This is a genomic window from Paenibacillus radicis (ex Xue et al. 2023), from assembly GCF_024722015.1.
Classification (GTDB): domain Bacteria; phylum Bacillota; class Bacilli; order Paenibacillales; family NBRC-103111; genus Paenibacillus_S.
The window spans coordinates 66350-88857 of sequence record NZ_JANQBD010000021.1 but is presented as its reverse complement, the minus strand read 5'-3'; the positions used below and the strand labels follow the sequence as shown (position 1 = coordinate 88857).

Genomic DNA, 22508 nt, shown 5'->3' with positions numbered 1-22508 from the left:
TTCCGGGTTACTAAATGTATGCGGAGGAGCAGCGATTTATAATATCATAATTTATTAGTTTATTGCGAAGCTCAACGATTTTGTAAGTAAAAAAATTATTTCACTTTCACGGATTCTTTGCCAAGCAGCTCTTCAATGGCCTGGAACAGCTTCGGTGAAGGCTTCACTTTATATTGATCGCTCAAGCCCAACGTTTTTTGGCTTTTCTCATAATACAGAATAACGGACAAGGGTCCTCCTTGCTCTGCAAGCAGCTGCTTCAGAGCTGTCAATACTTGCGGCTGCTCATGATCAGCCGAGATTTTGACATACACCCGCTGCGGACGCGATGCCGTCGATGAGGACGTGCCTGCCGGAGCGGCCGATCTGGTCGGCTGGTCAGCGGCCGCGGGACTTACTGCTCGGCCCGGCGAATTCGGCCGTGCAGCGGAGCCAGACTGAGGCGGACGCGCCGTCTGGCCGGACGAAGCCACGCGCGGCGCGGCAGCGCCTTCGCGGGCCTGTGGCTGCGGCGAAGCTTGCGCTTGGCGGCTGGGAGCCGCAGAGCGGCCCCCAGTGCCGGCAGGAGCTGCACGATCGCCGCCAGTGCGGGCGGAAGCATTATGCGCCGCAGGGCGGCGCACAGCCTTCAGCTGCAGCTGAGGATCACTCAGCGCTACCAGCTGATCGGCAAACAGCTTAATATCCTCGTCCCCCTGCTGCAGCTTGGCCCGGACCAGAACGGGATTCCCCTTCTGGACGAGTGGCGCGAACTGCTTCCAAGCTTCCGGAAACAATACGACCTCCACCTTGGCTACACGGTCCTCCAGCTCCATGAAAGCCATGGGCTGGCCTTTCTTGGTCACTATCGTCTTGTTGGACAGCACCAATCCCGCTACAATCACCTCGCTGTTGTCAGGCAGCTCCTGCAGCTGATGGAGCATATCAACCTCAATCACCCGCAGCACCGCTTCATAGTCATCCAACGGACTGCCAGAGATGTAAAGTCCCAACAGCTCTCGCTCCAGCTCCAGTTGCTGGGTCATCGTAAAGGGACGAATCTCCGGATATTCGACCTCCCAGTGAACGTCCTCGACGAACCCGAACAAATGCAGCTGCAAGTCATCCCGCTCCTTGCGCCATTTGACAGCAGCTTCAATCGTCTCTTCGAGCATCGCCAGCTTTTGAGCCCGGTGTCCAGTCAGCGAGTCGGCGGCTCCGCCTTGAATAAGCGACTCAAGCACCCGCTTATTGCACACGCGCAGATCGACCCGCCGGCACAGGTCGAGCAAACTCTTGTAGGGGCCGCTGCCGCGCTCCTGCATGATCGACTCGATCGCATGCGTGCCGACGTTCTTGATCGCGGCGAGCCCGAAGCGAATCGCGCCCGCGCGCGATTGCGCTGCAGCTGCATCCACGCCGGATGCGCCCTCGGCGTCAGCAGCGGCACTGCCGCCTGCGAGGCTCGGCTGCGCCGCAGGCGTAAACACGATGCCGCTCTCATTGACGTCGGGCGGCAGCACGACGATGCCCATGCGGCGGCATTCGTCCACATATTCAGCCACCTTATTGTGGCTGCCCATTACGGCTGTCAGCATAGCAGCCATAAATTGGACCGGATAATGCGCCTTCAAATAAGCGGTCTGGAACGCCAGAACGCCGTAAGCTGTCGCATGCGCGCGGGGGAAACCATAGTCAGCGAAGCGTACGATCATGTCGTACACCTTGTTCGCCTCCGTTTCACTAAAGCCTTCGCTCACGCTGCCCTTTACGAAATGCGCGCGCTCCTCGTCCAGCACTTCGCGCTTCTTCTTGCTGACTGCACGCCGCAGCAAATCGGCCTCTCCGAGGCTGAAGCCCGCCATTTTGGAAGCAATCTGCATGATTTGCTCCTGATACACGATAATTCCGTATGTATCTCCAAGAATCGGCTCCAATAAAGGATGTGGATATTCCACTTCCAGCTCGCCATGCTTGCACCCGATATACCGTGGAATAAAATCCATTGGACCCGGGCGATATAACGCTACCACTGAAATAATATCCTCGAAATCCGAAGGCCTTAAATCCTTCAGCACCCGGCGTACTCCAGCCGACTCCAGCTGAAATACACCTGTTGTGTCGCCACGGCTTAGCAGTTCATAGGTTGCAGGGTCATCCATGGGAATCTTGTGGAAATCTACCGATTCCCCTGTCTGCTCTTTGATCCATTGGAGCGTACGCTCGATAATAGACAAGGTTCGCAAGCCAAGAAAATCCATTTTGAGCAGTCCAATCGCTTCCAAATGCTCCATTGAATACTGGGTCAATGCAGTCTGCTCATTGCCTTCCTGCAGCGGTACATATTGTGTCAGCGGCTCCCGGGAAATAATTACTCCTGCTGCGTGCGTAGAAGCATGCCGGGGCATCCCCTCAACCTTCATCGCGATCTCCAGCAGCTGCGCTGTCTTCGGCTGTCTCGCGGCAAGAGCTTTCAAATCGGGATTGGCTTCGATAGCCTCCGCCAATGTCATCCCGAGCTGAGACGGTATCATCTTGGCAGCGCGATCCACTTCTCCATAAGGAATATTCAGCACTCTGCCCACATCGCGAACAGCCGCCTTCGCCGCCATAGTTCCGAATGTAATAATTTGGGCTACCCGATCGCGTCCATATTTGTCCACCACATAATCTATAACCTCGTCACGGCGCAAATCGCTAAAATCAATATCTATATCGGGCATCGAAATCCGTTCCGGATTAAGGAATCGTTCAAACAATAAATGATAACGGATCGGGTCTACATCCGTGATCTTCAGTACATAGGCTACCAGGCTGCCAGCAGAGGAACCCCGGCCCGGACCTGTTACGATGCCTTGCTGATGAGCGAAACGGATAAAATCCCAAACAATTAAAAAATAATCGGAAAAGCCCATTCGTTCAATTACAGATAACTCATAATGGAGTCTTTCCTCAAGCTGCTTGCGGTAGCTGTTATCCTCTGATTCCAGCCACGCTTCGACATTCCCGTAACGCTCCTCAAGCCCTGTCTGACACAATTCAGCAAGATAACTGCCTGCTGTCGCATTGGGTGGAATAGGCTCGAACTGCGGCAGGATCGAACGGCCGAATTCGAGCTCCAGCTCACATCGTTCTGCCACGATTCGACTATTTTCTATCGCCTGCGGCACATGAGGGAACAGACGCTTCATCTCTTCTTCGCTTTTCAAATACAGCTGGCTTGAATGGAAGCGCAGCCGTTCCGTATCATCTACCGTCTTGCCTGTCCCTATGCAAATCAGAATATCCTGGACCGCATGATCCGGCTCACGAACATAGTGAACGTCATTGGTCGCGATCAACGGAATGCCTGTATCCTCGCTCAATTGGAGCATGCTTTGCATCACTTTTTTCTGCTCCATCAATCCATGATCCTGAAGCTCCAAGAAAAAATCATCACCAAAAATGTCCTTGTAACGAAGCGCAGCAAACTTGGCCTCCTCGTAACGGTCATGAAGCAAGTGCTGGGAAACTTCACTTCCAAGACATGAGCTGGTGCAAATAAGCCCTTCCGAATATTCAGCCAAATGCTTAAGGTCAATCCGAGGCTTGTAATGATGTCCCTCCAAATGTCCTATTGAGCACAGCTTCATCAGGTTTTGATAGCCGGTATGATTCTTGGCGAGCAATATTAAATGATAAATCGGCTGGTCCTTCCGAGCCCCTTTATCCCGAAGCGAGCCTGCCGTGTAGTAAACCTCGCAGCCGATAATCGGCTTGATACCGCGCTGCTTGCAAGCTTTATAGAAAGGTATGGCTCCATACATGACGCCATGGTCGGTCAACGCCAACGCCTTCATTCCGAGGTCGGCCGCCCGTCCAACCAGATCATCGATGCGCGCCGCACCATCCAGCAAACTATATTCGCTATGTACATGCAGATGGACAAAATCGCTCACCCGCTCCACCCCCTTGTTGGTAATCCTTATGCCGCCAAAAATATTTCTTTTATTTTATCATAATACGAACACTTGTACCATAGATTAGACAAGCAGGACATCATGCGCGGTAATAAAGGAAGGATGGGAACGAGGAATGTCAAGCTTTTTAACAAAATGCGTAGTCGATTTTTTTGTGGCGTTCGGAGTTGTTCTTGGAGGAACTATGCTTGGCGGGATAGCAGCCGTATTTATTATGGAACCGCCTACAACCCGAATGCTGCTAATCTCGGAGCAGATCAAAATCTGGGCGCTGGTAGCTGCAGTAGGCGGGACGATCGACCCCATTCGTGTAATCGAAAGCAACTTGGTTGAAGGCTATATGTCGCCCGCGATCAAACAAATTTTATATATCGTATTTGCTTTTATAGGAGCCCACTCAGGCACGACACTCATTCAATGGATTTGTAAAGGAGGCAGCGGCAATTGAAGGTACCGCCCTTTGAACAGTTTACCGGGCTGATGAAAGCAACGGGCCTGCTTATTGCCGGGGGCATTATCGGCTGCGCTGTATTTACTGCAATTTATCATCACCATCTTAATACGGTACTTATAAAAAATAAAGAGCTCCAGGCTGAGAATGAAAAGCTTATTCAAGACAATAATTCGTATAAAAAAAGCAAAAATCAGCAAAGCACAATCAATCAAATTGATGTCACCGTGGAATCGGGAGATCTCGATCCTCTCGATAAGGTAACCGAACAGGAAATCGAACGCCGCCTGCGCAATGATCTCAGTGTCGTCAAGGGGCAAAAAATAACTTATTTTGCAGAATCGCCCCATGTGTATCAACGACTGCTGGCCCAGAAAACGTACCATGCCATTCAGGATAAGGATTATACCGTCAATGTTAAAATCATGCTGTTAATCCATACAGAGCTTAAGGTATGGGTCACAGCAAAGGAATGGAGGCGCACCGTCCCATAGGCAATATTGAGAACACAAAAATGAGAACAGCTTTAGGGGGAGTCGCGGATCACTGCGGCCGCTCTTTATTAGCTAGCCTCGTTGCATTTCCCAACAAAAATCGTTACATTAATAAAGATCCAGTTTGGACGTCATTTCTGCGCCACACCATGGATACAACTAAGAAATGAATAAAAGGATGTGCCTGTGATGGAAATTCTCCAAGCTTTGTTACCTATATTTATTTTTGTTCCATTAATTTTATCGGTCTATTACAGCTTTCGGTCAAGGAGAAACCAGGATCCCAAGCTTCGCGGGATTTATGCGGCACGCATGAACATTGCGATGGGTGCAATGCTTGTTGTTATCGCTGTTTCCCAGCTGTTTTTCTTTACAGATTCTAACCTGCGCCGCGTTTTTGGCACCATTTGCTTTCTGCTTGGCCTGTTTAACCTGTTCGCGGGTCTGCGCAATCATAGCGCTTATAGCAAGCTGTAGACATTCTCGAGCTTAAACCTGATCGATGAATTGGGCGGTCAGCATGGCTTTGGCTACTAATGTCGGGCCGTGATAAATTCCCACATCAATTTTTCCGAATTTGCGGCTGACCTCAATTATTTTGGGATGGATTTCGATTTGGCTGTCGATTTGCACCGGCTTTACAAAATAAGAGGACATGTTGTCCATCACGAGGTCGCCCTTCTTCACATTTTGTACAACATGATAAGCCGCTTGCGTCATCAGAATCGTCAATACCCCCTCTGAGACTGTCCCGAGCTGATTGGTCATCTGAGGCGTAATCAAGCCCCGGTAAACCGTCTGCCCTTCCTTGCTTCGCTCCTCCTCAAACCCGGACCAGATCAAATCCTCAAACGTTTCGCCGTTTTGCGGCTGGCGTTGGATTTGCTGCATCGCTTTAAGCACGTCCTTGCGACTGATAACCGCCATTACTTTGCGATTCGTATCAATCACCGGCAATAGATCTATGCCCTCCCACACCATCATATGGGCAGCAGAGGCTACTGAAGTGTTAAGAGCAGCTGTCAGCGGATTGCGCGTCATCAGCTTATCCATCGTCTGCTCCGGCTGTGCTCCAATCAAATCCTTGGAGGTAATCATCCCTGTCAATCGGTTCCATTCATCAACTACGGGAAATCGGCTATGTCCTGTCTGTTCGTGAAGCTGCTGCCAATCCTTCAGCATATGATGGCCCTTAAGAACCATAACCTGCATTTGCGGAGGTACAATATCCTCGATAAGCAGTATTTTTTTCTTGATGAGACGGTCATAAATAGCTCTATTAATCATCGATGCCACTGTATAGGTGTCATAGCTGCTCGATATTATAGGCAGGTCCAGCTCGTCCGCCAGCTTTTTCACCTCATCGCTAGTGCCAAAGCCTCCTGTAATTAACACACCCGCCCCTTGCTCCAGTGCACATGTATGGGCTTTACTGCGGTTTCCTACAATGAGCAAGCTGCCCGGATCAATATAACGCATCATAGCATCCTGCTGCATCGCCCCGATAACAAACTTGTTCAATGTCTTTTGCAGTCCATCCAGACCGCCGAGCACTTCCCCGTCCACGATATTAACAACCTCAGCAAAGGTTAGCTTGTCTATGTTATCACGCAGTTTTTTTTCTACACGGATGGTTCCGACCCTCTCTTTGGTGCTGACTAGACCAAGATTATCCGCTTCCTTTATGGCACGGTAGGCTGTCCCTTCACTAACCTCAAGCTTTTCAGCTATTTTCCGAACCGAGATTTTGGAACCTATCTTAAGACCCTCGATATATTTTAAAATTTGTTCATGCTTGGTAGCTGCTTCCTGCGTTGATTGCTCCAAAACTGTTACACCCCGTTTCACAATACTGTATTATTCTGTATCACTTATTATAAGCTCTATTTGAATGAAACAAAAGCGCTTGTAATAATCAAATTGCTCATTTCGTTAAAAATATGAACCAAAACTAGGCATTCGCATAGGATGGAGTAGAAACTTTTGGAGGTGCACGACCGAATGTATAATCAACCAACAGCTGTACAGAATCAACCGTTGTATCAAATGGACCCTACAGTGTGGGAATCTATGAACAAATTGAAAGATCATGTCCATGGGCTTTGCGCCAAACACATGAACCATCCGGTTCAGGTACAAACGGTTCAAGGGCAAGTGTACCATGGTTATATCATCCATTTCGATGACTCCCACTTATACTTACGGCCACTGGAAGGACATGTGCGCGCATTCGCCAATCCTTACGCTTATAACAACGTAATTCTTCCTCTGGTATTGTACAATCTGCTCGCCATCACTTTATTGCTCTGAGAAGAAGCCCTTTCATTATCACAAATAAGAAAAGCTTCTGATGGTAGCCCTTTCGAGGAAGATACACTCGTGTCTAAATTGTAGCTTTTCTTGCAATATCAGGCTTGTTCAGCTCCGCTGAAAACTATAAAGTCTGATATTATAAGAAAAAGCCTTACAGAGTCCTTGGTGTACGATCTACTTTTGTATGCTTTGGAGGGATGGATGTGGGATTACGGCCGCTGTTGAAGTCGTGTTTCTTGGAATGGAAGGCTTGCAGCGGGAGGAACATGAGCTTCTAAGGCAGGTCGCATACCCGAGCAGTTACCGGAGGTGACGATCAGGGTAGACGCTTACACTCCTCCACCCCACACCGGATTCCCTCTTTTGTTCTACTCTGTGCTTTGCGCCGCTTCCTTACTCCCCTATGCCGGTCTTCGAACCGTTATTGATAACCATGAACTTCTCTGCTGGTGTTCCATGTACGGTTAGCTTCGCTATATTTTAGCGCAGAGATCACCTGCACATAACCCTAAACAACACGCCAGTATTGCATCCACGGAAGTGTAGGGTATTGCAGAAGTGAAGGGCAATGCGGAAGTAATTGTTCCTTTATCGCCTGAAAAGACCAAAAATCAGAGTGATACGGGAACAGCTAGTTCCGTTATTGCTCTGTTTTTGTGCATAAATGCTCCATTCAGCCAACATAACGGAATTCCCGCTTCCGCTATCGCCCCGGATTGGAGGCGCCAGATGGAATAACGGAACTTTCAGTTCCGTACAAAATCCTCCAGGGTTCATCTCCGCTATCCCTATAATCATGGGGTGCATTTAATGATCTTAAGTTCTAATGTAGGTCTAATCTAAGCAAGGTAGACAGGTTACTCACTCATTCTTCATTCCTTCGAAAAGCTTTCTGATCCGAAACTCTTTCATCGAGGATACATTTCAATCTTACAGGCAGCTTGTCTTGCGAGATAAATAGGGTACCCTCGGCAAACTTAATGTTAGAAAGGGCATCTCACTTTAGTGCTGTAAGGCACTTGATCTTTCTTATATGTAAAATAAACCGTATTCCCGCAAATCCGGGGAAACGGCTTTTTTCCTATGTTCCTATTTGTTGCTTTTGTTCCTATTTGTTGCTTTTCGCTCAGCGCATTTTTTTAAATTGCAGCATTTTACGTTTGCCTTGAAGCATTTGCTCCAGCTGCCATTTTTTCATATGCCTAACCTTCGCCATCTCCCGTTTGGACTCATCATCAACTCCAAGAATTTCATGCAAATGCGCAGCAATGATTACAAGGGCAAAAAACACCCAGACGATTCCGAAAATGGTCGGCAGTGTAAATCCCGAGTGAATATCCAATCTAGGGACGGCAAAAAACAGCATGCCTAACGCCAGCCCCATATACATAATATTTTTCGTTCCTTTCAATCGATCATCCCTCCCTTTCATTACAACTTGTACGATACATTGTATGAGAGAGCCGAACAAAATAGCACCCCGGCTCGACGCAACAATTGGGCAGGTCGATCCGGTAATCGGGATAGAACATCACGCGCATGCTGCATATTTTGAAGGCATAAGAAGGAGGATGAATTCACCTTGAAAAAACACCCTGCTATGACGCATTCCCTGCATCGTGCAGTTGCTGAGTGCAAACGATCTAAAACCCGAACCACCGTTCCGGTAATCGTTCAATTCACGGGCAGCCACCCGGACTCTCACAGGAAGCATCAGTCCAAGCTTATGAAAAAGCTTTGCCTGCACAAGCATCACTTTCTGGATAAAGGAGGATTATGGCTGGTAGGTGGCTGGTCCGCTCATGTTTCTCCTTCCTGTCTGGATGTCATCTGTAACCATAAAGGTGTTTCCAAGGTCGTTTTGGATCGAAAAAACAAAACCAAGCTTAACATCGCAGCTCCAGCAGTCGGCGCTACCACCTTGCAGCGAAAACGACTGACCGGCCAAGGGGTGACTATTGCGGTTCTTGATACAGGTGTCGCTCCCCATCCGGATTTAACGAAACCTTACAACCGGATTAAGTCATTTAAAGATTTTATTCGCAATAAAAAAAAACCGTATGACGACAACGGCCATGGAACGCATGTAGCTGGAGATGCTGCCGGCAACGGCTATTTAAGCAAAGGGAAGTATAAAGGAACGGCGCCAAAAGCCAAAATCGTCGCTGTAAAGGTACTCGATAATCAAGGCGGCGGCTTCGATTCAACCATCATCAGAGGCATTCAATGGTGCATTGCGAATCGTAAAAAGCTTGGTATTCGCGTCCTGAATTTATCTCTTGGCAAGCTGGCTTTGGAGCCATGCAAAAACGACCCGCTATGCCAAGCGATCGAGAAAGCAGTCAAAGCCGGTATCGTTGTTACCGTTGCAGCCGGAAATTCAGGCCCAGCCAAAGGCTCCATCACTTCACCGGGAACAAGCCCCTTGGCGATAACGGTAGGAGCGGTGGATGATCGGCGTACGGTCAAGCAATCAGATGACCGAATTGCCGGATTTTCAGGCCGCGGACCGGCTAAAGGCGGCTTAATTAAGCCGGATACGGTAGCACCCGGCGTCAATATCGTTTCGCTGCGGGCTCCTGGATCTCTCCTCAGTCGCTTATCTCCACAAGGAAACCTGCCCAAAGGATATATGCGGCTGACCGGCACCAGCTTTGCTGCACCGATTACGGCGGGAACAGTTGCCCAGCTGCTGCAGAAGAATCCACGGCTTCGCCCGTCACAGATCAAAACATTGATTAAGCGAAATTCATTCTCCTTGAGATTGCCTTCCAACACGCAAGGCACCGGTGAATTAAATATGCGTTTTGCTGCGGGCTCAAGGGTAAGATAGCTTATCGAGCAGAAATTTCAGCCTCATGGCATAACCGATTGCTTGCGGAATTGCTGCGGCGACATTCCTGTTATCCTCTTGAATAGCGAGTGAAAATATTTCATATCGTGATATCCTGCCTGCTCGGCAATTTCACTTATTTTACTATTCGTTCTGTTCAGCAGCTCGCAGCATTTTTGAATTCTAACGTTATGCAAATACTCCGTATAGGTTTGCCCCGTCGCCTGTTTGATCAGTCGGTGGAATTGCCTTGGACCTACGTTAATTTGAGCGGCGATTTCAGGCAGCGACGGCGGGTTATGAAGCTGCTGTTGAATATATCCAAGTGCCTCGTCCATTCGATTGTTCTCAGGCAACGAATCGGACCACGGCCCTGCTGGCTGTCTGGAGCGGTATAGCAAAACCAGCAGCTGCATGACATAGGATAGCAGCATGAAGCGCCGCGCCGCCTTGGCCTGTGAGAATTCGTTGTGCAGGCGGCTCATCAATACTCCGATATCCCCGAACTGCTCTTTTTGCTGAAACCATGTCGTTTCTTTTTGCAATGCAAAAAGAACGTCTCTATCACCCGAAGTCAGAAGCTCCGAATAATTACGCGACATTTGTTCAAAAAGCTGCTCATGAAAAAGACAATTGTATACGATGAGCCTGTCCTTCGCCGCTGCATGCGCAGGCCTGAATACATGCGAGGTGCCAACAGGAATGAAAAATACATCGCCTTTTTGGACAGCAATGATCTCATCCCTTATATAATGAAATCCTTTTCCTTCGCTTACATACGTAATTTCCACAAAATCATGCGAATGCTCGAGCAATTCAAACGACTCGCTTGCCCTGTTCACATACAAGGGAAAGTCGGGTTCGAAAAACATTTGTCCATGCATCGATTCAATCGTTCTACGAATGGTCATCGGCTCATAATCTCCTTAAATACTCCCAACTTGTAAAGGGTTACAATGTCAGTATAGCCCTATAACTATGTCTATAACAACCCATTAACTTAATCACTTGTCATAATAAAATGAAAGACAAATCCTATCCAAAAGAGGTGTCCTCATGCATGATTTAATTGTTAAGAAGCTTAGATGTGAATATCGCAATAATCCTGTCGGGATCGATGTAGTAAAGCCCAGGCTAAGCTGGCAGCTGGCAGCGAGCGGGAGAAATGTGAAGCAAGCCGCTTACCAAATCCAGGTTTCGACTGATAATACCGGGGCCTTCACAGGGCCTCTCGTATGGGACTCAGGAAAGATAATTTCCGACCGTTCCGTCCATGTGGAGTACGAGGGAGATCAACTGCGCTCCAGCACCCAATATTCGTACCGGGTACGGGTTTGGAGCTCACTCGATGAGGAAAGCGTATGGAGCGAGACTGCATACTGGATAACCGGACTTTTAAGCTCGGACGAATGGAAAGCACAATGGATCTCCGGAATGTACGGTCAACCGACTGAGCAGTCGAGCCATCAGACCTGCTGCGTAAAGCATTTGATATTACCGCTGAAGTTAAATCAGCCGTAGCCTATGTCACTTCCTTGGGCTTGTATGAGCTGCAGCTCAATGGTCAGCGAGTTGGCGATTGGCTGCTTACACCAGGATGGACCAGCTATACGAAAAGGCAGCCCTATCAAACGTATGACGTTACTAAACTGCTGCAAGCAGGCGGCAACGCCATCGGCCTGATGCTTGCCGACGGCTGGTACAGAGGCAACCTGGGCTGGAAGGAGCAGCGCAACTCCTTCGGTGAATACCGTGCCGGGCTTCTGCAGCTTCATATCGTGTACGCTGACGGGAGCGAGCAGACCCTATCCACAGATGCCAGCTGGAAAGCATCGGAAGGGCCTGTCCGGATGGCAGAGCTGTACCACGGCGAGACGTATGACGCTCGGATGGAGGTAACCGGATGGAGCACCTCCGGCTATGATGACACGAACTGGAAAGCCGTTACTCTTGTGGATTCACCTCTGGAATTGCTAATCGCACAAGAAAATGAACCTATGAGGATCGCAGAGGAGATTCGTCCGGTTCAAGTACTGCACACTCCAGCCGGTGAAACCGTACTTGATATGGGACAAAACATGGTTGGGTGGATTCGATTTACGGTAAAGGGCGAAGCTGGGCAAACGATCACGCTTAAGCATGCGGAAGTGCTGGACAAGGACGGAAACTTTTACACAGGCAACTTGAGATCTGCGAAGCAAACCGTAACCTATATATGCAAAGGTGACGGAACGGAAAGCTACGAGCCCCGCTTCACCTTCCAAGGCTTCCAATACGTCAAGGTGGAGGGCTATCCGGGCGAGGTGCTTCCTGAGCATTTTACGGGCTGCGTCATTCATTCCGACATGGAACAAACAGGCAGCTTTGAATGCTCGCATCCTTTGATTAATCAGCTTCAGCACAACATTCTATGGGGGCAAAAAGGGAATTTTGTCGATGTCCCGACGGATTGCCCGCAAAGAGACGAACGATTGGGCTGGACTGGCGATGCTCAGGTATTTGTACGCACATCGGCGTTCAATATGAATGTGGCATCCTTTTTCACCAAATGGGTTCGAGATTTGAAAGCGGATCAATTCCCTGATGGAGGGGTTCCCTTTGTCATTCCCGATGTTCTTTCAAAGGATAATCATTCCTCATCCGCATGGGGAGATGCAGCCGTCATATGTCCATGGACGATGTACTTATGCTATGGAGACACGCGCATTCTTGATGAGCAATATGACAGCATGAAGGGCTGGGTAGAATACATACGCAGCCAGGGGGCCAACTCCTTATTGTGGAATACCGGCTTCCACTTCGGGGATTGGCTCGGTCTGGATGCACGGGAAGACAGCTACACGGGCTCAACGCCCAAAGATTTGATTGCTTCAGCATTTTATTATTATTCCACCAGCTTGCTGAGCCTTGCTGCCGAAGCGCTCGGCAAACGTGAGGATGCGGAAAGCTACCGCAGCTTAGGTTATAAGATTAAAGAGCAGTTCCGCCAAGAATTCATTACTCCTGCAGGCAGACTTGTTGCGCCTACTCAAACCGCTCATGTTCTGGTGCTTATGTTCGGGCTCGTAGAAGGAGAAACGCGCAGCCGCGTGATCCGTACACTGGTGGAATTGATTGAGGAACAGCAGTTCCATCTGACAACCGGTTTTGTCGGAACCCCTTACTTATGCCATGTACTTACGGAGAACGGTTACCATGACGTAGCGCTTAAACTTGTATTGCAGGAAAGCTATCCTTCCTGGCTGTTCCCTGTGACAAAAGGTGCGACAACGATGTGGGAGCATTGGGATGGGATTAAGACGGACGGAAGCTTCTGGAGCGATGATATGAATTCATTCAATCATTACGCATATGGGGCTATTGGAGATTGGCTTTACCAGGTTGTAGCCGGCATCGATACAGATCACAAGCAAGCGGGCTATAAGCATATTCACATTCGCCCCAAGGCAGGTTACGGGTTCGATTATGTGAAAGCAAGATATGAATCGATTTACGGAGAGATTCGGTCAGAGTGGGCGCTGTCTGAGGATGGCGAGCTGACCATTACTATCACAATCCCGCCTAATACGTCAGCTACGGTGCAGCTGCCCGATGCGCGGCTGGAATCATTGACGGAAGGAGAAACCTCCGTTCAGTTCGCGGAAGGTATTCATGTTCAAGAGCAAACAGCGGAAGGTGTCACGATGCTGGTCGGATCGGGCAGCTATCGATTTCAATATTTGCAGCAGCGCCGTTGAACAGCCCTCTAAAATAAGCAGTCGCCTAATAACCAACAGCCCTCGGTAAGTTCAATTCCCGAATGGGGCGGTCGGCAATGGGGTCGGCAGCCTCCAAATATCACCTATCCTATTGTGATGTGCTTCGACACATTCCAAACGCTGATATGGACGCTGCCTTCTGGCTCGTCAATGTCAATAAAAAGCAAATCGGCAGCAAGAAAAAGTTGTTGCCGATCATAGCTTGCTATGCTGCAGGATCGGATCTTCCGCTTATAGTGAATAAAAGGCTGAACCCTCATATGACTATTGGCTATACCGCCGCTCTGACCGATGTATAGGCTTCTTTACCCTTTTGAGATAGCCCTTCCTGGGTATTCTCAGTGAATAGCAGAAATGAGGTCGCCTTCCAACGAGTGCTAATCGCGGGTATCGGGGTTACGGGTTACGGGTTACGGGTTACGGGTTACGGGTTACGGGTTACGGGTTACGGGTTCGTAACCAGCATGGCATGGCAGCCCAGCGGACCCCAAGCAATTATCAGGAAAATGTCACGTTATTTTCTACCAAAATAGCGTTTCAAGCCCTATAACTGGAATTTCTCCTGCTAATTGTAAGGATTTTGGGTGATCTCAGCCATAACAACTAGATTAGCAGGAGTTTTTCCAGTTAGCTTACTTTCAAACGATTTCCAGGCTGGATTAACGGGAGGATTTCCATCTATCGTCTTTCTTCCGGCAGCAGTCAGAGTATCCTGGTCTCCTTTACAATGAAAGCAACCTTTGAACATCTGTTCTCGCTTCATGACTTAAGCAACATAAGAGGGGATATTCCCACTTTAGCGCTGTAAAGCACTTGATTTTTTTTATATATCTAAAAAACCTCTAGACCCACTATAGAAGTGGAGGCTAGAGGTTTTTTTGCAATGTAATCATCAATAAGAGGGCGAGAGCCCTCATCACTTTTAGGACAGCCCTCTCATGCTGCTGCTCTTAAGCTGCACCACGCTGCGGCGGGCGACTGCGGGAGGAGCGCAGCGATTTTCGGATTCGCCCATAGACGGAAATGAGCACCCAAGGGACAAGCAGGCTGAGCAGAAAAGCACTGATCGTATAGGCGTAATAATCCAGCATACTTCCGCTGCCGATCACTGCATGTGTACGCCAATAGGTAAGTACGGCCGGATGCATCAAGTAGATGCCGAACGATACCGCGCCCAGCGAGAGCAGCGACTTACTCACTCTAGGCCAGTGCTGTAGAAGCTTGCGCCCAATCCATATAAAGCTCATAGCTGCGAACATCGGATATATGTTAAACAACAGAGTGTACCAAGTATTATCCAGAACCGCCTTCGTCATTACCTCCAGCAGGAACAAGCCCATAAAGCCCAACCCAAGCAGAATCGTTAAAGGCAGCACCCACCGGATATGCCTGGAAATCCATGCTGCAAAGGTGTCGTAATTCATGCCAATATATCCGCCCAAAGTAAATAGGCTGAAATAGGTTACACATAGCGATGCCGTATGGTTTAACGGTTCGATCCAATGGTTGTAGCTGTAGAAAGCCACCTGAATCGCAATGCCTATAAAAAACAAACTTTTACGAAAGCCGCTCCACGCCCTGCAAAGCCAGACCAACAGCGGGAACAGCAAGTAAAACTGAACAATAATAACCATAAAATACAGATGGTACGAGGCATCTGCCCAAGGCAGCAAGTCAAGAAACTGGCCCCAATCCCAGTGCAGCTGTTTAGGCGTGAACACCCACTGATTATACAAATAATAAAACGCCGACCAAATCAAATAAGGAAATAAAATTTGCTTGACGCGTTTCAAATAAAAGGTAACCGCTTGTTTACCGCTCCAATCATCGATGTAACGGTAAAAGAGCACCAATCCGCTAAGGAGAATAAATAGCGGAACTGCAAAATTGCTCAGCTTATTAACAGCAAGAAATAATGCTTGTGAGCCTGATCCGACAGGCAATTCTACGGTCGCCTCGGATGTACCATGAATAATAAGCACTGCTAGTATGGCGAAGGCTCTTACGATGTCCAGCTCCACCAGTTTCGATTTCTTTTTGACCAATGCTATTCCAATCCTTCCGTCCTTAATTCATGTTATAAGAGGTTATTCTGTTATTCAATAAGCCTCTTATGGATTACGAAGTTTCCCAGATGATAAGGTTATCTTCAAGCATTGTACCACATTTAGGTATGCCTGTATCAAGGGTTAAGCAACCGTTTACATTTATGCAAAAATACTTATGTTTACTTAAATATATTTTAAAATAACTTATAATTAGCTTATTATTACTTAAATGATATTGCAGATTAGCTGATTACCACTTATAATTCCACTTATACAGTAGATTCGATACCTTATCTTAGGGGGAACTGGAGCGGTGTATCAAGAAGAGCGGCTAATTGAAATCGTACAATATTTAGAGAAGCACAAACGGATCAGCACTGAGAACATATGCGGATTGTTCGACGTTTCACGTGACACTGCGCGCCGGGACATTATTAAGCTGGAGGAGCAAGGCCATATATTGCGGACCCGAGGCGGAGCTATATTGTCTACATTGTCCAAATCGATCGCCAATTACGACGACAGGCTTCTGGACGAAACTACAACCGAATCGAAAAAAGCGATCGGCAAGCTTGCCGCCTCTCTGCTTCATGACGGTGAATATTTGCTGCTGGATGCCTCAACCACCGTACAAAGCGCCGCAGAGCAAATCTATACCAAAGGTCATGTTGTAGTTACGAACTCAATAGACATTGCCGGTATTTTAAATCAAAAAGAAGGCATTTCCGTCCATCTGCTCGGGGGCTTACTCCATCAGGAGCATCGGTTTATTTACGGCTCCCGCGCTATTGAAATGCTCAGTGATTATTATGTGCATAAGCTTTTTTTGGGAGTTTGTGCGATTACAGCTGAGGGCATAACTACACCGAATGAGGAGGACGGCTACATACTGAGAGAAATGATGCGCCGTGCCGATCAGGTCATTTTGTTGGTTGACCATACGAAATTCGGCAAACGTCAATTCCACCGTATAGCTGGCTTGGAGATGATCGATATTCTCATTACCGATCAGGAGCCGGATGAACGATTGAAGGAAGCTCTGCTTCTGCATGAAATAGACATCATGATAGCCAAAGGAGAGACTCAACCATGATCAAGCTGATAGTTAGCGACTTGGACGGCACTTTGATGCAAAAGGATCATACCGTTCGGATAGAGGACCAGGAGGCATTAAGAAAAGCTATCGAAAGCGGCATTATTATTACATTTGCTTCCGGTCGTATGTATCCTGAAATCCGTCATGTTATGGATTTAATCGGCTTGGAGGTGCATGCTGTATCACAGAACGGCGCTTACGTGCACACCTCTGGGAAAAACTTGATCCGGCACGACAGCTTTGAAACGGAGCTGATTCGGCAGCTTGCTGTTGCCGCGCAGGAAACTCCTTTTTATACCGTGATGTGCAGCCCCGATACTTATGTGGTCACCACCCATAGCGCTGAAAATGAAAAGGTCCAACAAAATTTGTTGGCCCCTCTCATAGTGATGCCCCACGCTCTGGAAGCGCTCGGCGGTGAATTAATGTGCTGTAAAATTACTTATTTGGGTGATGTAGAGAAGTTGTTGACTTTCAAAGAACAATTGCTGGCGGTTCATGGTGATAAGATCGATGCCTATATAGCCGACGTCAACTGTCTGGATGTCATGCCGAGGCATGTTTCCAAAGGAGCAGGTTTGCAGGCGCTGCAAGCACATCTAGGCATTCAGCCTGAGGAAACCATCTGTATTGGCGATTCGTTCAATGACGTATCGATGTTCCGAACCACGCCGCACAGCTTCGCCATGAGCTCCAGCCATTCGGATGTGAAGTCGCAGGCAGCTTATGTTGTGAGTAGTGTGGCCGATGCCATTGATTGGGCATTGAAGCTAGGCCTCAGCTAAGTGGATGATTAAGGGAAAGGCTGCTGCCTGTATTTACTGATGGGCAGCAGCCTTTATCTGTCCCTTCACACGGATAAATGAGCTTTAAGCCAATCAAAGGCTACTCGGCCGGAAACCTCATGCTGCCCTGGATGGATGTCCTTATCAAGCTTATCATCCGCATTTGCTGCATGATAAATTGCTTTCAGTTGATCGATCGCCTTGAGCGTGCCATGAATCGGAAACCCCTTATCCTCTTGACCGGACTCTATAAGCAGAGGCCGGGGAGCGATCAAACCGAAAATATCGGGCATCTCGGCAGCATTAAAAAGTCCTGGGATATAATTATCCGAGCAATGAGGCTTCGCGAGAATGCTATCCCTGTAAGTATTCGTGTAGCCGCTGATGACGGCTGCACGTATTCTTTCATCGATAGCAGCCGTTAGTGCCATGACCAGCCCGCCCCCGGAGAATCCATAACAGCCTATCCGGTCCGATGCCGTATCGCTGCGGGACTGTAAATAGTCTACGCAGCGCATCATCTCATGCACCCGGTATCCGGCAAGTGTCTTTCCGGCCATAAGAAGATTCGTCGATAACCGGAAGCATGAATTTTCCTTGGGCTCCTTAGCCCTGTCCTGCTCCAGCCTTCTATCTCCTAAGCCGAGTAATTCAGGCACTATCACCATAAATCCTCGCTTAGCCAGCTCTATCGGGAAATCCTTGTATATCCCCGCTTCCCCCGGCCGGACACTGCCATCCGGGAGCAGCCCCGTTAACTCCTTATACCCATAGCCATGACCGGGACAAGCCACGATAGCAGGGTAGGGCTGTGAACCGTTCTTAGGGATTAACAAATAAAACGGCATTATCAAATGCGGAGCTGTAGTAAGCTGTATATGCTCCCGAATATATTCTCCGCAATCAACCCTCTCCAAAAGAACCGGATCCAACTTAGTGTCTGATTTAGGCGGTAAAACTAGTGATTGTATAAGCACTTCCTTTAAACGATTTCTCCATTCAGCCCATTCATCATAGGTTCCCGCTTGAAAGGCGTACGCAGGAGTCTCCTTATACAATTGTGCAAGAAAATCATCCGGATTCCACATGTCAGCTGCACCCTCCTTTCCCTAGACCGTATAAGCTTTGCGAAGCACGCTTGTAACAACCGAGTCGTCCATACCCAGACCCGGGCCTGTAGGAGCATTTATAACCCCATCCTTGACTTCCATTTGCGGTGAAAATAAGAAGCGGGTATCTTTAACTCCCGTTTTGTTTTCCTGGAACTTACCTATATTAGGAATATAAGAAGCAAAATGAAGTACATAAACGTACCCATATCCGCTGGATATATGCGGTGTTACCGGTATTCCTTTTAAAGCAGCCATCCTTGCAATCCTTGTGTTCCGAATAAAACCGCCGTTATATTGCAAATCCGGTTGTACTACCTGTGCTGCGTCATTAGCGATGATCCATCTGAAGCGCCTCATGCTTGTTTCCTGTTCTCCGAATGCCATAGGAATTCTTAATGCATCGGCCACTTCCTTCGTATCCTCCAGATGCTCGAAGGGACAAGGCTCTTCATAGAAGAATGCGTTGATTTCCTCCAGCATTTTGCCATATTCAATAGCCATAGGAGGATCATAGGAGCCGTTGCCGTCCGCATGAATGCTCATCTCATCACCGAAAATTTTGCGCGTCATATAAATAAGGCTCTCGGAACGTCCGTGAATAGAGTCGGTATTTTTACTCATCCGGCCCCCTACCTTGAATTTAATTGCCTTCGCGCCAGTATCGGCTACCTTTTCTTGGAGTACCGCGATTTCCTCTTCAGGTGTCGTTCCTCTGTTACCGCTCGCCACATAAATAGGAACCTCGTTGCGGATAACTCCTCCCAGGAGATCCCCTACCGACTTACCGCTTATTTGGCCCAGCAGATCAAGCAGGCTTGCTTCTACCCACGAAATGCAGCACCATAATGCTAGCCCCGACAGCTTATAGTTATTTTCATAAACATAGACGCCGTCTAAGAGCGCTTCCAAATCCCTTGCATCCTTGCCTATAAAAAACGGGATAATCAGCTGCTTAAGAAGCGGATGCAAATATTCCGCCCTCTCGCTTGCCACTGACACTCCTACAGACCCGTCCTTTGACCTGGTGCGCAGAAAATATAAACCGTTGTTAAACAGAAGTTCCATCGATTCTATAATTACAGGAGATTTAATTTCATCAGCCTGCAGCACCTTGGAAGTAGCCGCGGCCTCTAAGTCGTCAAGGGTAACATCCTTTTGCGCTTGAGTTAGAGCGCCGTTCAAATGCAAATAAGACAGGTCCGAATATTGGTTTCCCATAGTTACAGCTCCTTATTGTTTATAAAATAGTACTTTACATGGACGGTACATAACAGCTTATTCCCCGCCTTCGTTGTTTAACCACATGTCCCGATACTGCCCCGGCGTCATGCCTGTCGTTTTTTTGAAATAACGGATAAAATTTTGCGGGTTATTATATTGAAGCTTCTGAGCCATATCCGAAATTTTCATTTCCGTTTCCACCAGCCATTTCTTGGCAACTTCCATCCGGTGCGTAAGCAAATAATCAGTAAAATTAATGTCCAAGCTCTTCTTCAATGCGCGACGGATATAGCTGGAATGATAGTTAAGCCTTGAAGCACATTCCTCGAGCGTTAGCTCGCGGTCATATTCACTCTGAATAATGCGGATAACCTCATTGGATATTTTATTGTACGGTGCTTCATTGCTTTGTTCTCCCGAGCGAATGATGGGCTCAATGATTTGCTGGGTAAACCATTGCTCAATTTCTTGAACGGTATTAAGCCTTTTCAGCTGTACATACAGTGGTATGGCATTCGTATCAAGCGAAGAGAAGGCGGTATCCGGCAGCTCCGGAATGTACAGCAAATCCAGCAAAAGCTTCATCAGCCAGTTCTGCATTTGGTTGTGCGTCAGCTCCCGGTTGGACAAAATCTGCAAAAATTCCTTCAGCAAAGCAGAAGCCCGTCTTTCATCCGAGAACTTTACTGCCTCGACAAGCTGCTTCTCCAAATGCTCGGGAAAATACACCATTTGCGTCTCCGGCTCTTCATTCTCGATAAAAAGAATCGTCTCGGTATCCTTCGTAATACGGTATTTCAAAGCGTCCAGACCTTCAGCATACGCTTTCGGCGTACTATCGTAGTTTGAATACGGGCGGCTAATCCCTGCGCTGACAGGCAGACCAAGAAAGGCCAGCACATTTTCCTGAACCTGCTTGATTGTATCGTACATGAATACCTTGAAAGCTTCAACCGATTCATGATCTCCGCTAAAGACAGTCACCTGCGATTGTTCAATGACAACAGGACTCAAGCGATGCTCCGGCGGAACCGTGTCCTCGACAATGTTACTGATCGCAAACAACAGCAAATCGCGGTCGCTTTCCAAATAACGAGTTTGCTCCAACGTGTCGATCTGAATGGCTACCACGGCAAGCCAGCGAAATTTCCGGGAAAATCCGAATAATTGAAGCTGCTCCTCGATTTCCTTATGCGTCAATTCTCCCTGCACCAGCTTGAATATCATAAACGGTTTCAGCTGCTGCCTCAGCCTCTGCACGTGACTGGTCATATGAATGTAATTCTGCGACATCTTCTCCATTCGCCGCTCGATTGCCTGGAACTCATCCTGCGGCTCCTGAGGATCGGAAGCATCGTCTGAACCAGCCGTCTTCTGATACAAGCTGCGCAAGGGGGAATAAAGCTTGTTTGCTCCCTGCATTGACAGCAGAATAATCAGGACAATGATAATGACACTTGCCCAAATGGTAGCCCATCCGATTGATTTCGACTCGCGCGTAATACTGTCTATTGAGACAATAGACAGATAGGTCCAACCGTTATAGGAACTTTTGCGGAAGGTAAAGCCATATTCCTCTGAACCGATTTGACCGATTCGATAGCCGCTGGCTTCCGGTGTCTGCTTTACATCGCCAAACAATGGTGAATTTCGCAAGGCCGAATCAAATCCGGACTTCAGGCTATTAGTTATGATCTCCCCATTCTCATCGAGAATGACGAGGGACCCCAGCTCACTGCTTTTCGGCAGCAGCCTGAACAGCTCTTGATTGGACATTTGAGTGACTAATAACGCAGATGGATTGCCCGAATAGCTAGGAAACCGTTTGACCAAGGTTATACTCGTAGCCATGGACTCCCCGTTCCGGTCATCCGATACTTGAGTAACCCATTTGAAGGGCTTGTCCAGAAGCTTGTAAGAAGAGAGTCGGTTCGCATCCGAAAACTCATCCAGCTTAACATAGCCTTTGTTGCTAATGACCCATTGATGTTCCAGGTTAATTAACTGAATATCCCTAATCCCAAGCTCGTAGATTTGAATACGCTGCAGCGTTTCAAGCAATTTATCAACCAATGGAAAATCCTTTGCTTGGATCGGCGTTTGAAGAACATCGCTTACTGCCTGTGAGCTCGCCACCTGAAAGATCGAAAAATCAATGATTTTCAAAGTATTTTCAAGCTGGGTTTGTGTTTGCAGCAGCAATTGATCATTCCCCTGCAGCACCTTGCTTTCAATAATGCTGGAGGATTTGAGATACGAAAAAATGCCCAGGACTATAACAGGGATAGCTCCAAACAACAGGCATAAGGTGAATAATTTAATCTGATAGCGGGACAAGCTCAGCTTCATGGCGTTCTCTCTTTCTTATGTCCATAGGGAGATAATTCTGCCACCATTATCGCACAGAGCTTGATGAAATCATATAATCATCAGCGAGACATTTGAAAGAAAAGTGAAGG

18 protein-coding genes are annotated in these 22508 nt (G+C 48.0%); 10 read left to right on the top strand and 8 right to left on the bottom strand.

What is annotated here, in order from left to right:
* Positions 1 to 95: 95 nt before the first annotated feature.
* Positions 96 to 3917 carry a DNA polymerase III subunit alpha gene (locus NV381_RS26015; RefSeq protein ID WP_258216216.1) on the bottom strand — a complete coding sequence of 1274 codons (3822 nt, stop codon included), beginning with the start codon at positions 3915 to 3917 and terminating at the stop codon, positions 96 to 98.
* Between the two features lie 136 nt (positions 3918 to 4053).
* Here NV381_RS26015 and NV381_RS26010 point away from each other — a divergent pair, with 136 nt between their 5' ends.
* From NV381_RS26010 to NV381_RS26000, 3 genes are all read left to right on the top strand, one after another.
* On the top strand, positions 4054 to 4386 hold the full coding sequence (locus tag NV381_RS26010; RefSeq protein WP_258216215.1) for a YtrH family sporulation protein: 333 nt from the start codon (positions 4054 to 4056) through the stop codon (positions 4384 to 4386).
* Positions 4383 to 4883: a hypothetical protein gene (locus NV381_RS26005; protein WP_258216214.1), complete on the top strand. Its 501-nt coding sequence runs from the start codon at positions 4383 to 4385 to the stop codon at positions 4881 to 4883. Before NV381_RS26010 ends, NV381_RS26005 begins: the two co-directional genes overlap by 4 nt.
* 189 nt (positions 4884 to 5072) lie before the next feature.
* Positions 5073 to 5360 (top strand): YtpI family protein, encoded by a 288-nt coding sequence (locus NV381_RS26000; RefSeq protein WP_258216213.1) that lies wholly within the window; start codon positions 5073 to 5075, stop codon positions 5358 to 5360.
* A 12-nt stretch (positions 5361 to 5372) separates the two neighbouring features.
* Here the strand turns inward: NV381_RS26000 and NV381_RS25995 are convergent, their stop codons facing one another.
* Entirely contained in the window at positions 5373 to 6710 is a 1338-nt protein-coding gene (locus tag NV381_RS25995) for a DRTGG domain-containing protein (protein WP_258216212.1), read from the bottom strand.
* A gap of 174 nt (positions 6711 to 6884) precedes the next feature.
* On the opposite strand from NV381_RS25995, the gene NV381_RS25990 reads away from it, so the two are divergent.
* A complete protein-coding gene (locus NV381_RS25990) occupies positions 6885 to 7193 on the top strand; it encodes a hypothetical protein (protein WP_258216211.1) in 309 nt (102 codons plus the stop codon).
* Between the two features lie 1129 nt (positions 7194 to 8322).
* Here NV381_RS25990 and NV381_RS25985 read toward each other — a convergent pair.
* Complete coding sequence (locus NV381_RS25985; RefSeq protein WP_258216210.1) at positions 8323 to 8607, bottom strand: hypothetical protein; 285 nt, start codon at positions 8605 to 8607, stop codon at positions 8323 to 8325.
* A gap of 171 nt (positions 8608 to 8778) precedes the next feature.
* Here NV381_RS25985 and NV381_RS25980 point away from each other — a divergent pair, with 171 nt between their 5' ends.
* Positions 8779 to 10029, top strand: coding sequence for a S8 family peptidase (locus tag NV381_RS25980; RefSeq protein ID WP_258216209.1), 1251 nt, complete (start codon positions 8779 to 8781; stop codon positions 10027 to 10029).
* A gap of 23 nt (positions 10030 to 10052) precedes the next feature.
* On the opposite strand, the gene NV381_RS25975 is transcribed toward NV381_RS25980, so the two are convergent.
* Positions 10053 to 10940 (bottom strand): AraC family transcriptional regulator, encoded by an 888-nt coding sequence (locus NV381_RS25975; RefSeq protein ID WP_258216208.1) that lies wholly within the window; start codon positions 10938 to 10940, stop codon positions 10053 to 10055.
* A 145-nt stretch (positions 10941 to 11085) separates the two neighbouring features.
* On the opposite strand from NV381_RS25975, the gene NV381_RS25970 reads away from it, so the two are divergent.
* The 3 genes from NV381_RS25970 (at position 11086) to NV381_RS25960 (ending at position 14086) form a co-directional block, all read left to right on the top strand.
* A complete protein-coding gene (locus NV381_RS25970) occupies positions 11086 to 11550 on the top strand; it encodes a hypothetical protein (RefSeq protein ID WP_258216207.1) in 465 nt (154 codons plus the stop codon).
* Positions 11551 to 11564: 14 nt separating this feature from the next.
* Positions 11565 to 13766 carry an alpha-L-rhamnosidase gene (locus NV381_RS25965; protein WP_258216206.1) on the top strand — a complete coding sequence of 734 codons (2202 nt, stop codon included), beginning with the start codon at positions 11565 to 11567 and terminating at the stop codon, positions 13764 to 13766.
* A 77-nt stretch (positions 13767 to 13843) separates the two neighbouring features.
* Positions 13844 to 14086: a hypothetical protein gene (locus tag NV381_RS25960; protein ID WP_258216205.1), complete on the top strand. Its 243-nt coding sequence runs from the start codon at positions 13844 to 13846 to the stop codon at positions 14084 to 14086.
* A gap of 651 nt (positions 14087 to 14737) precedes the next feature.
* On the opposite strand, the gene NV381_RS25955 is transcribed toward NV381_RS25960, so the two are convergent.
* Positions 14738 to 15832: an acyltransferase gene (locus tag NV381_RS25955; RefSeq protein ID WP_258216204.1), complete on the bottom strand. Its 1095-nt coding sequence runs from the start codon at positions 15830 to 15832 to the stop codon at positions 14738 to 14740.
* 316 nt (positions 15833 to 16148) lie between these two features.
* Here NV381_RS25955 and NV381_RS25950 point away from each other — a divergent pair, with 316 nt between their 5' ends.
* Both NV381_RS25950 and NV381_RS25945 read left to right on the top strand, forming a co-directional pair.
* Positions 16149 to 16928, top strand: coding sequence for a DeoR/GlpR family DNA-binding transcription regulator (locus NV381_RS25950; RefSeq protein WP_258216203.1), 780 nt, complete (start codon positions 16149 to 16151; stop codon positions 16926 to 16928).
* On the top strand, positions 16925 to 17716 hold the full coding sequence (locus NV381_RS25945) for an HAD family hydrolase (RefSeq protein WP_258216202.1): 792 nt from the start codon (positions 16925 to 16927) through the stop codon (positions 17714 to 17716). Before NV381_RS25950 ends, NV381_RS25945 begins: the two co-directional genes overlap by 4 nt.
* 65 nt (positions 17717 to 17781) lie before the next feature.
* On the opposite strand, the gene NV381_RS25940 is transcribed toward NV381_RS25945, so the two are convergent.
* Genes NV381_RS25940 through NV381_RS25930 form a run of 3 tightly spaced genes read right to left on the bottom strand, consistent with a single transcriptional unit; the run spans position 17782 to position 22398 of the window.
* Complete coding sequence (locus NV381_RS25940) at positions 17782 to 18804, bottom strand: dienelactone hydrolase family protein (RefSeq protein ID WP_258216201.1); 1023 nt, start codon at positions 18802 to 18804, stop codon at positions 17782 to 17784.
* Between the two features lie 21 nt (positions 18805 to 18825).
* Positions 18826 to 20046, bottom strand: coding sequence for a mandelate racemase/muconate lactonizing enzyme family protein (locus NV381_RS25935; protein ID WP_258216200.1), 1221 nt, complete (start codon positions 20044 to 20046; stop codon positions 18826 to 18828).
* A gap of 57 nt (positions 20047 to 20103) precedes the next feature.
* Complete coding sequence (locus NV381_RS25930) at positions 20104 to 22398, bottom strand: helix-turn-helix domain-containing protein (protein ID WP_258216199.1); 2295 nt, start codon at positions 22396 to 22398, stop codon at positions 20104 to 20106.
* Between the last annotated feature and the right edge of the window lie 110 nt (positions 22399 to 22508).

What these genes read in the sequence shown, in the direction of transcription:
- NV381_RS25970 (WP_258216207.1), top strand. Translation starts at nt 11,086, where the DNA reads ATGCATGATTTAATTGTTAAGAAGCTTAGATGTGAATATCGCAATAAT.
- NV381_RS25930 (WP_258216199.1), bottom strand. Translation starts at nt 22,398, where the DNA reads ATGAAGCTGAGCTTGTCCCGCTATCAGATTAAATTATTCACCTTATGC.
- NV381_RS25975 (WP_258216208.1), bottom strand. Translation starts at nt 10,940, where the DNA reads ATGACCATTCGTAGAACGATTGAATCGATGCATGGACAAATGTTTTTC.
- NV381_RS26010 (WP_258216215.1), top strand. Translation starts at nt 4,054, where the DNA reads ATGTCAAGCTTTTTAACAAAATGCGTAGTCGATTTTTTTGTGGCGTTC.
- NV381_RS25940 (WP_258216201.1), bottom strand. Translation starts at nt 18,804, where the DNA reads ATGTGGAATCCGGATGATTTTCTTGCACAATTGTATAAGGAGACTCCT.
- NV381_RS25990 (WP_258216211.1), top strand. Translation starts at nt 6,885, where the DNA reads ATGTATAATCAACCAACAGCTGTACAGAATCAACCGTTGTATCAAATG.
- NV381_RS26000 (WP_258216213.1), top strand. Translation starts at nt 5,073, where the DNA reads ATGGAAATTCTCCAAGCTTTGTTACCTATATTTATTTTTGTTCCATTA.
- NV381_RS25945 (WP_258216202.1), top strand. Translation starts at nt 16,925, where the DNA reads ATGATCAAGCTGATAGTTAGCGACTTGGACGGCACTTTGATGCAAAAG.
- NV381_RS25935 (WP_258216200.1), bottom strand. Translation starts at nt 20,046, where the DNA reads ATGGGAAACCAATATTCGGACCTGTCTTATTTGCATTTGAACGGCGCT.
- NV381_RS25960 (WP_258216205.1), top strand. Translation starts at nt 13,844, where the DNA reads ATGGGGTCGGCAGCCTCCAAATATCACCTATCCTATTGTGATGTGCTT.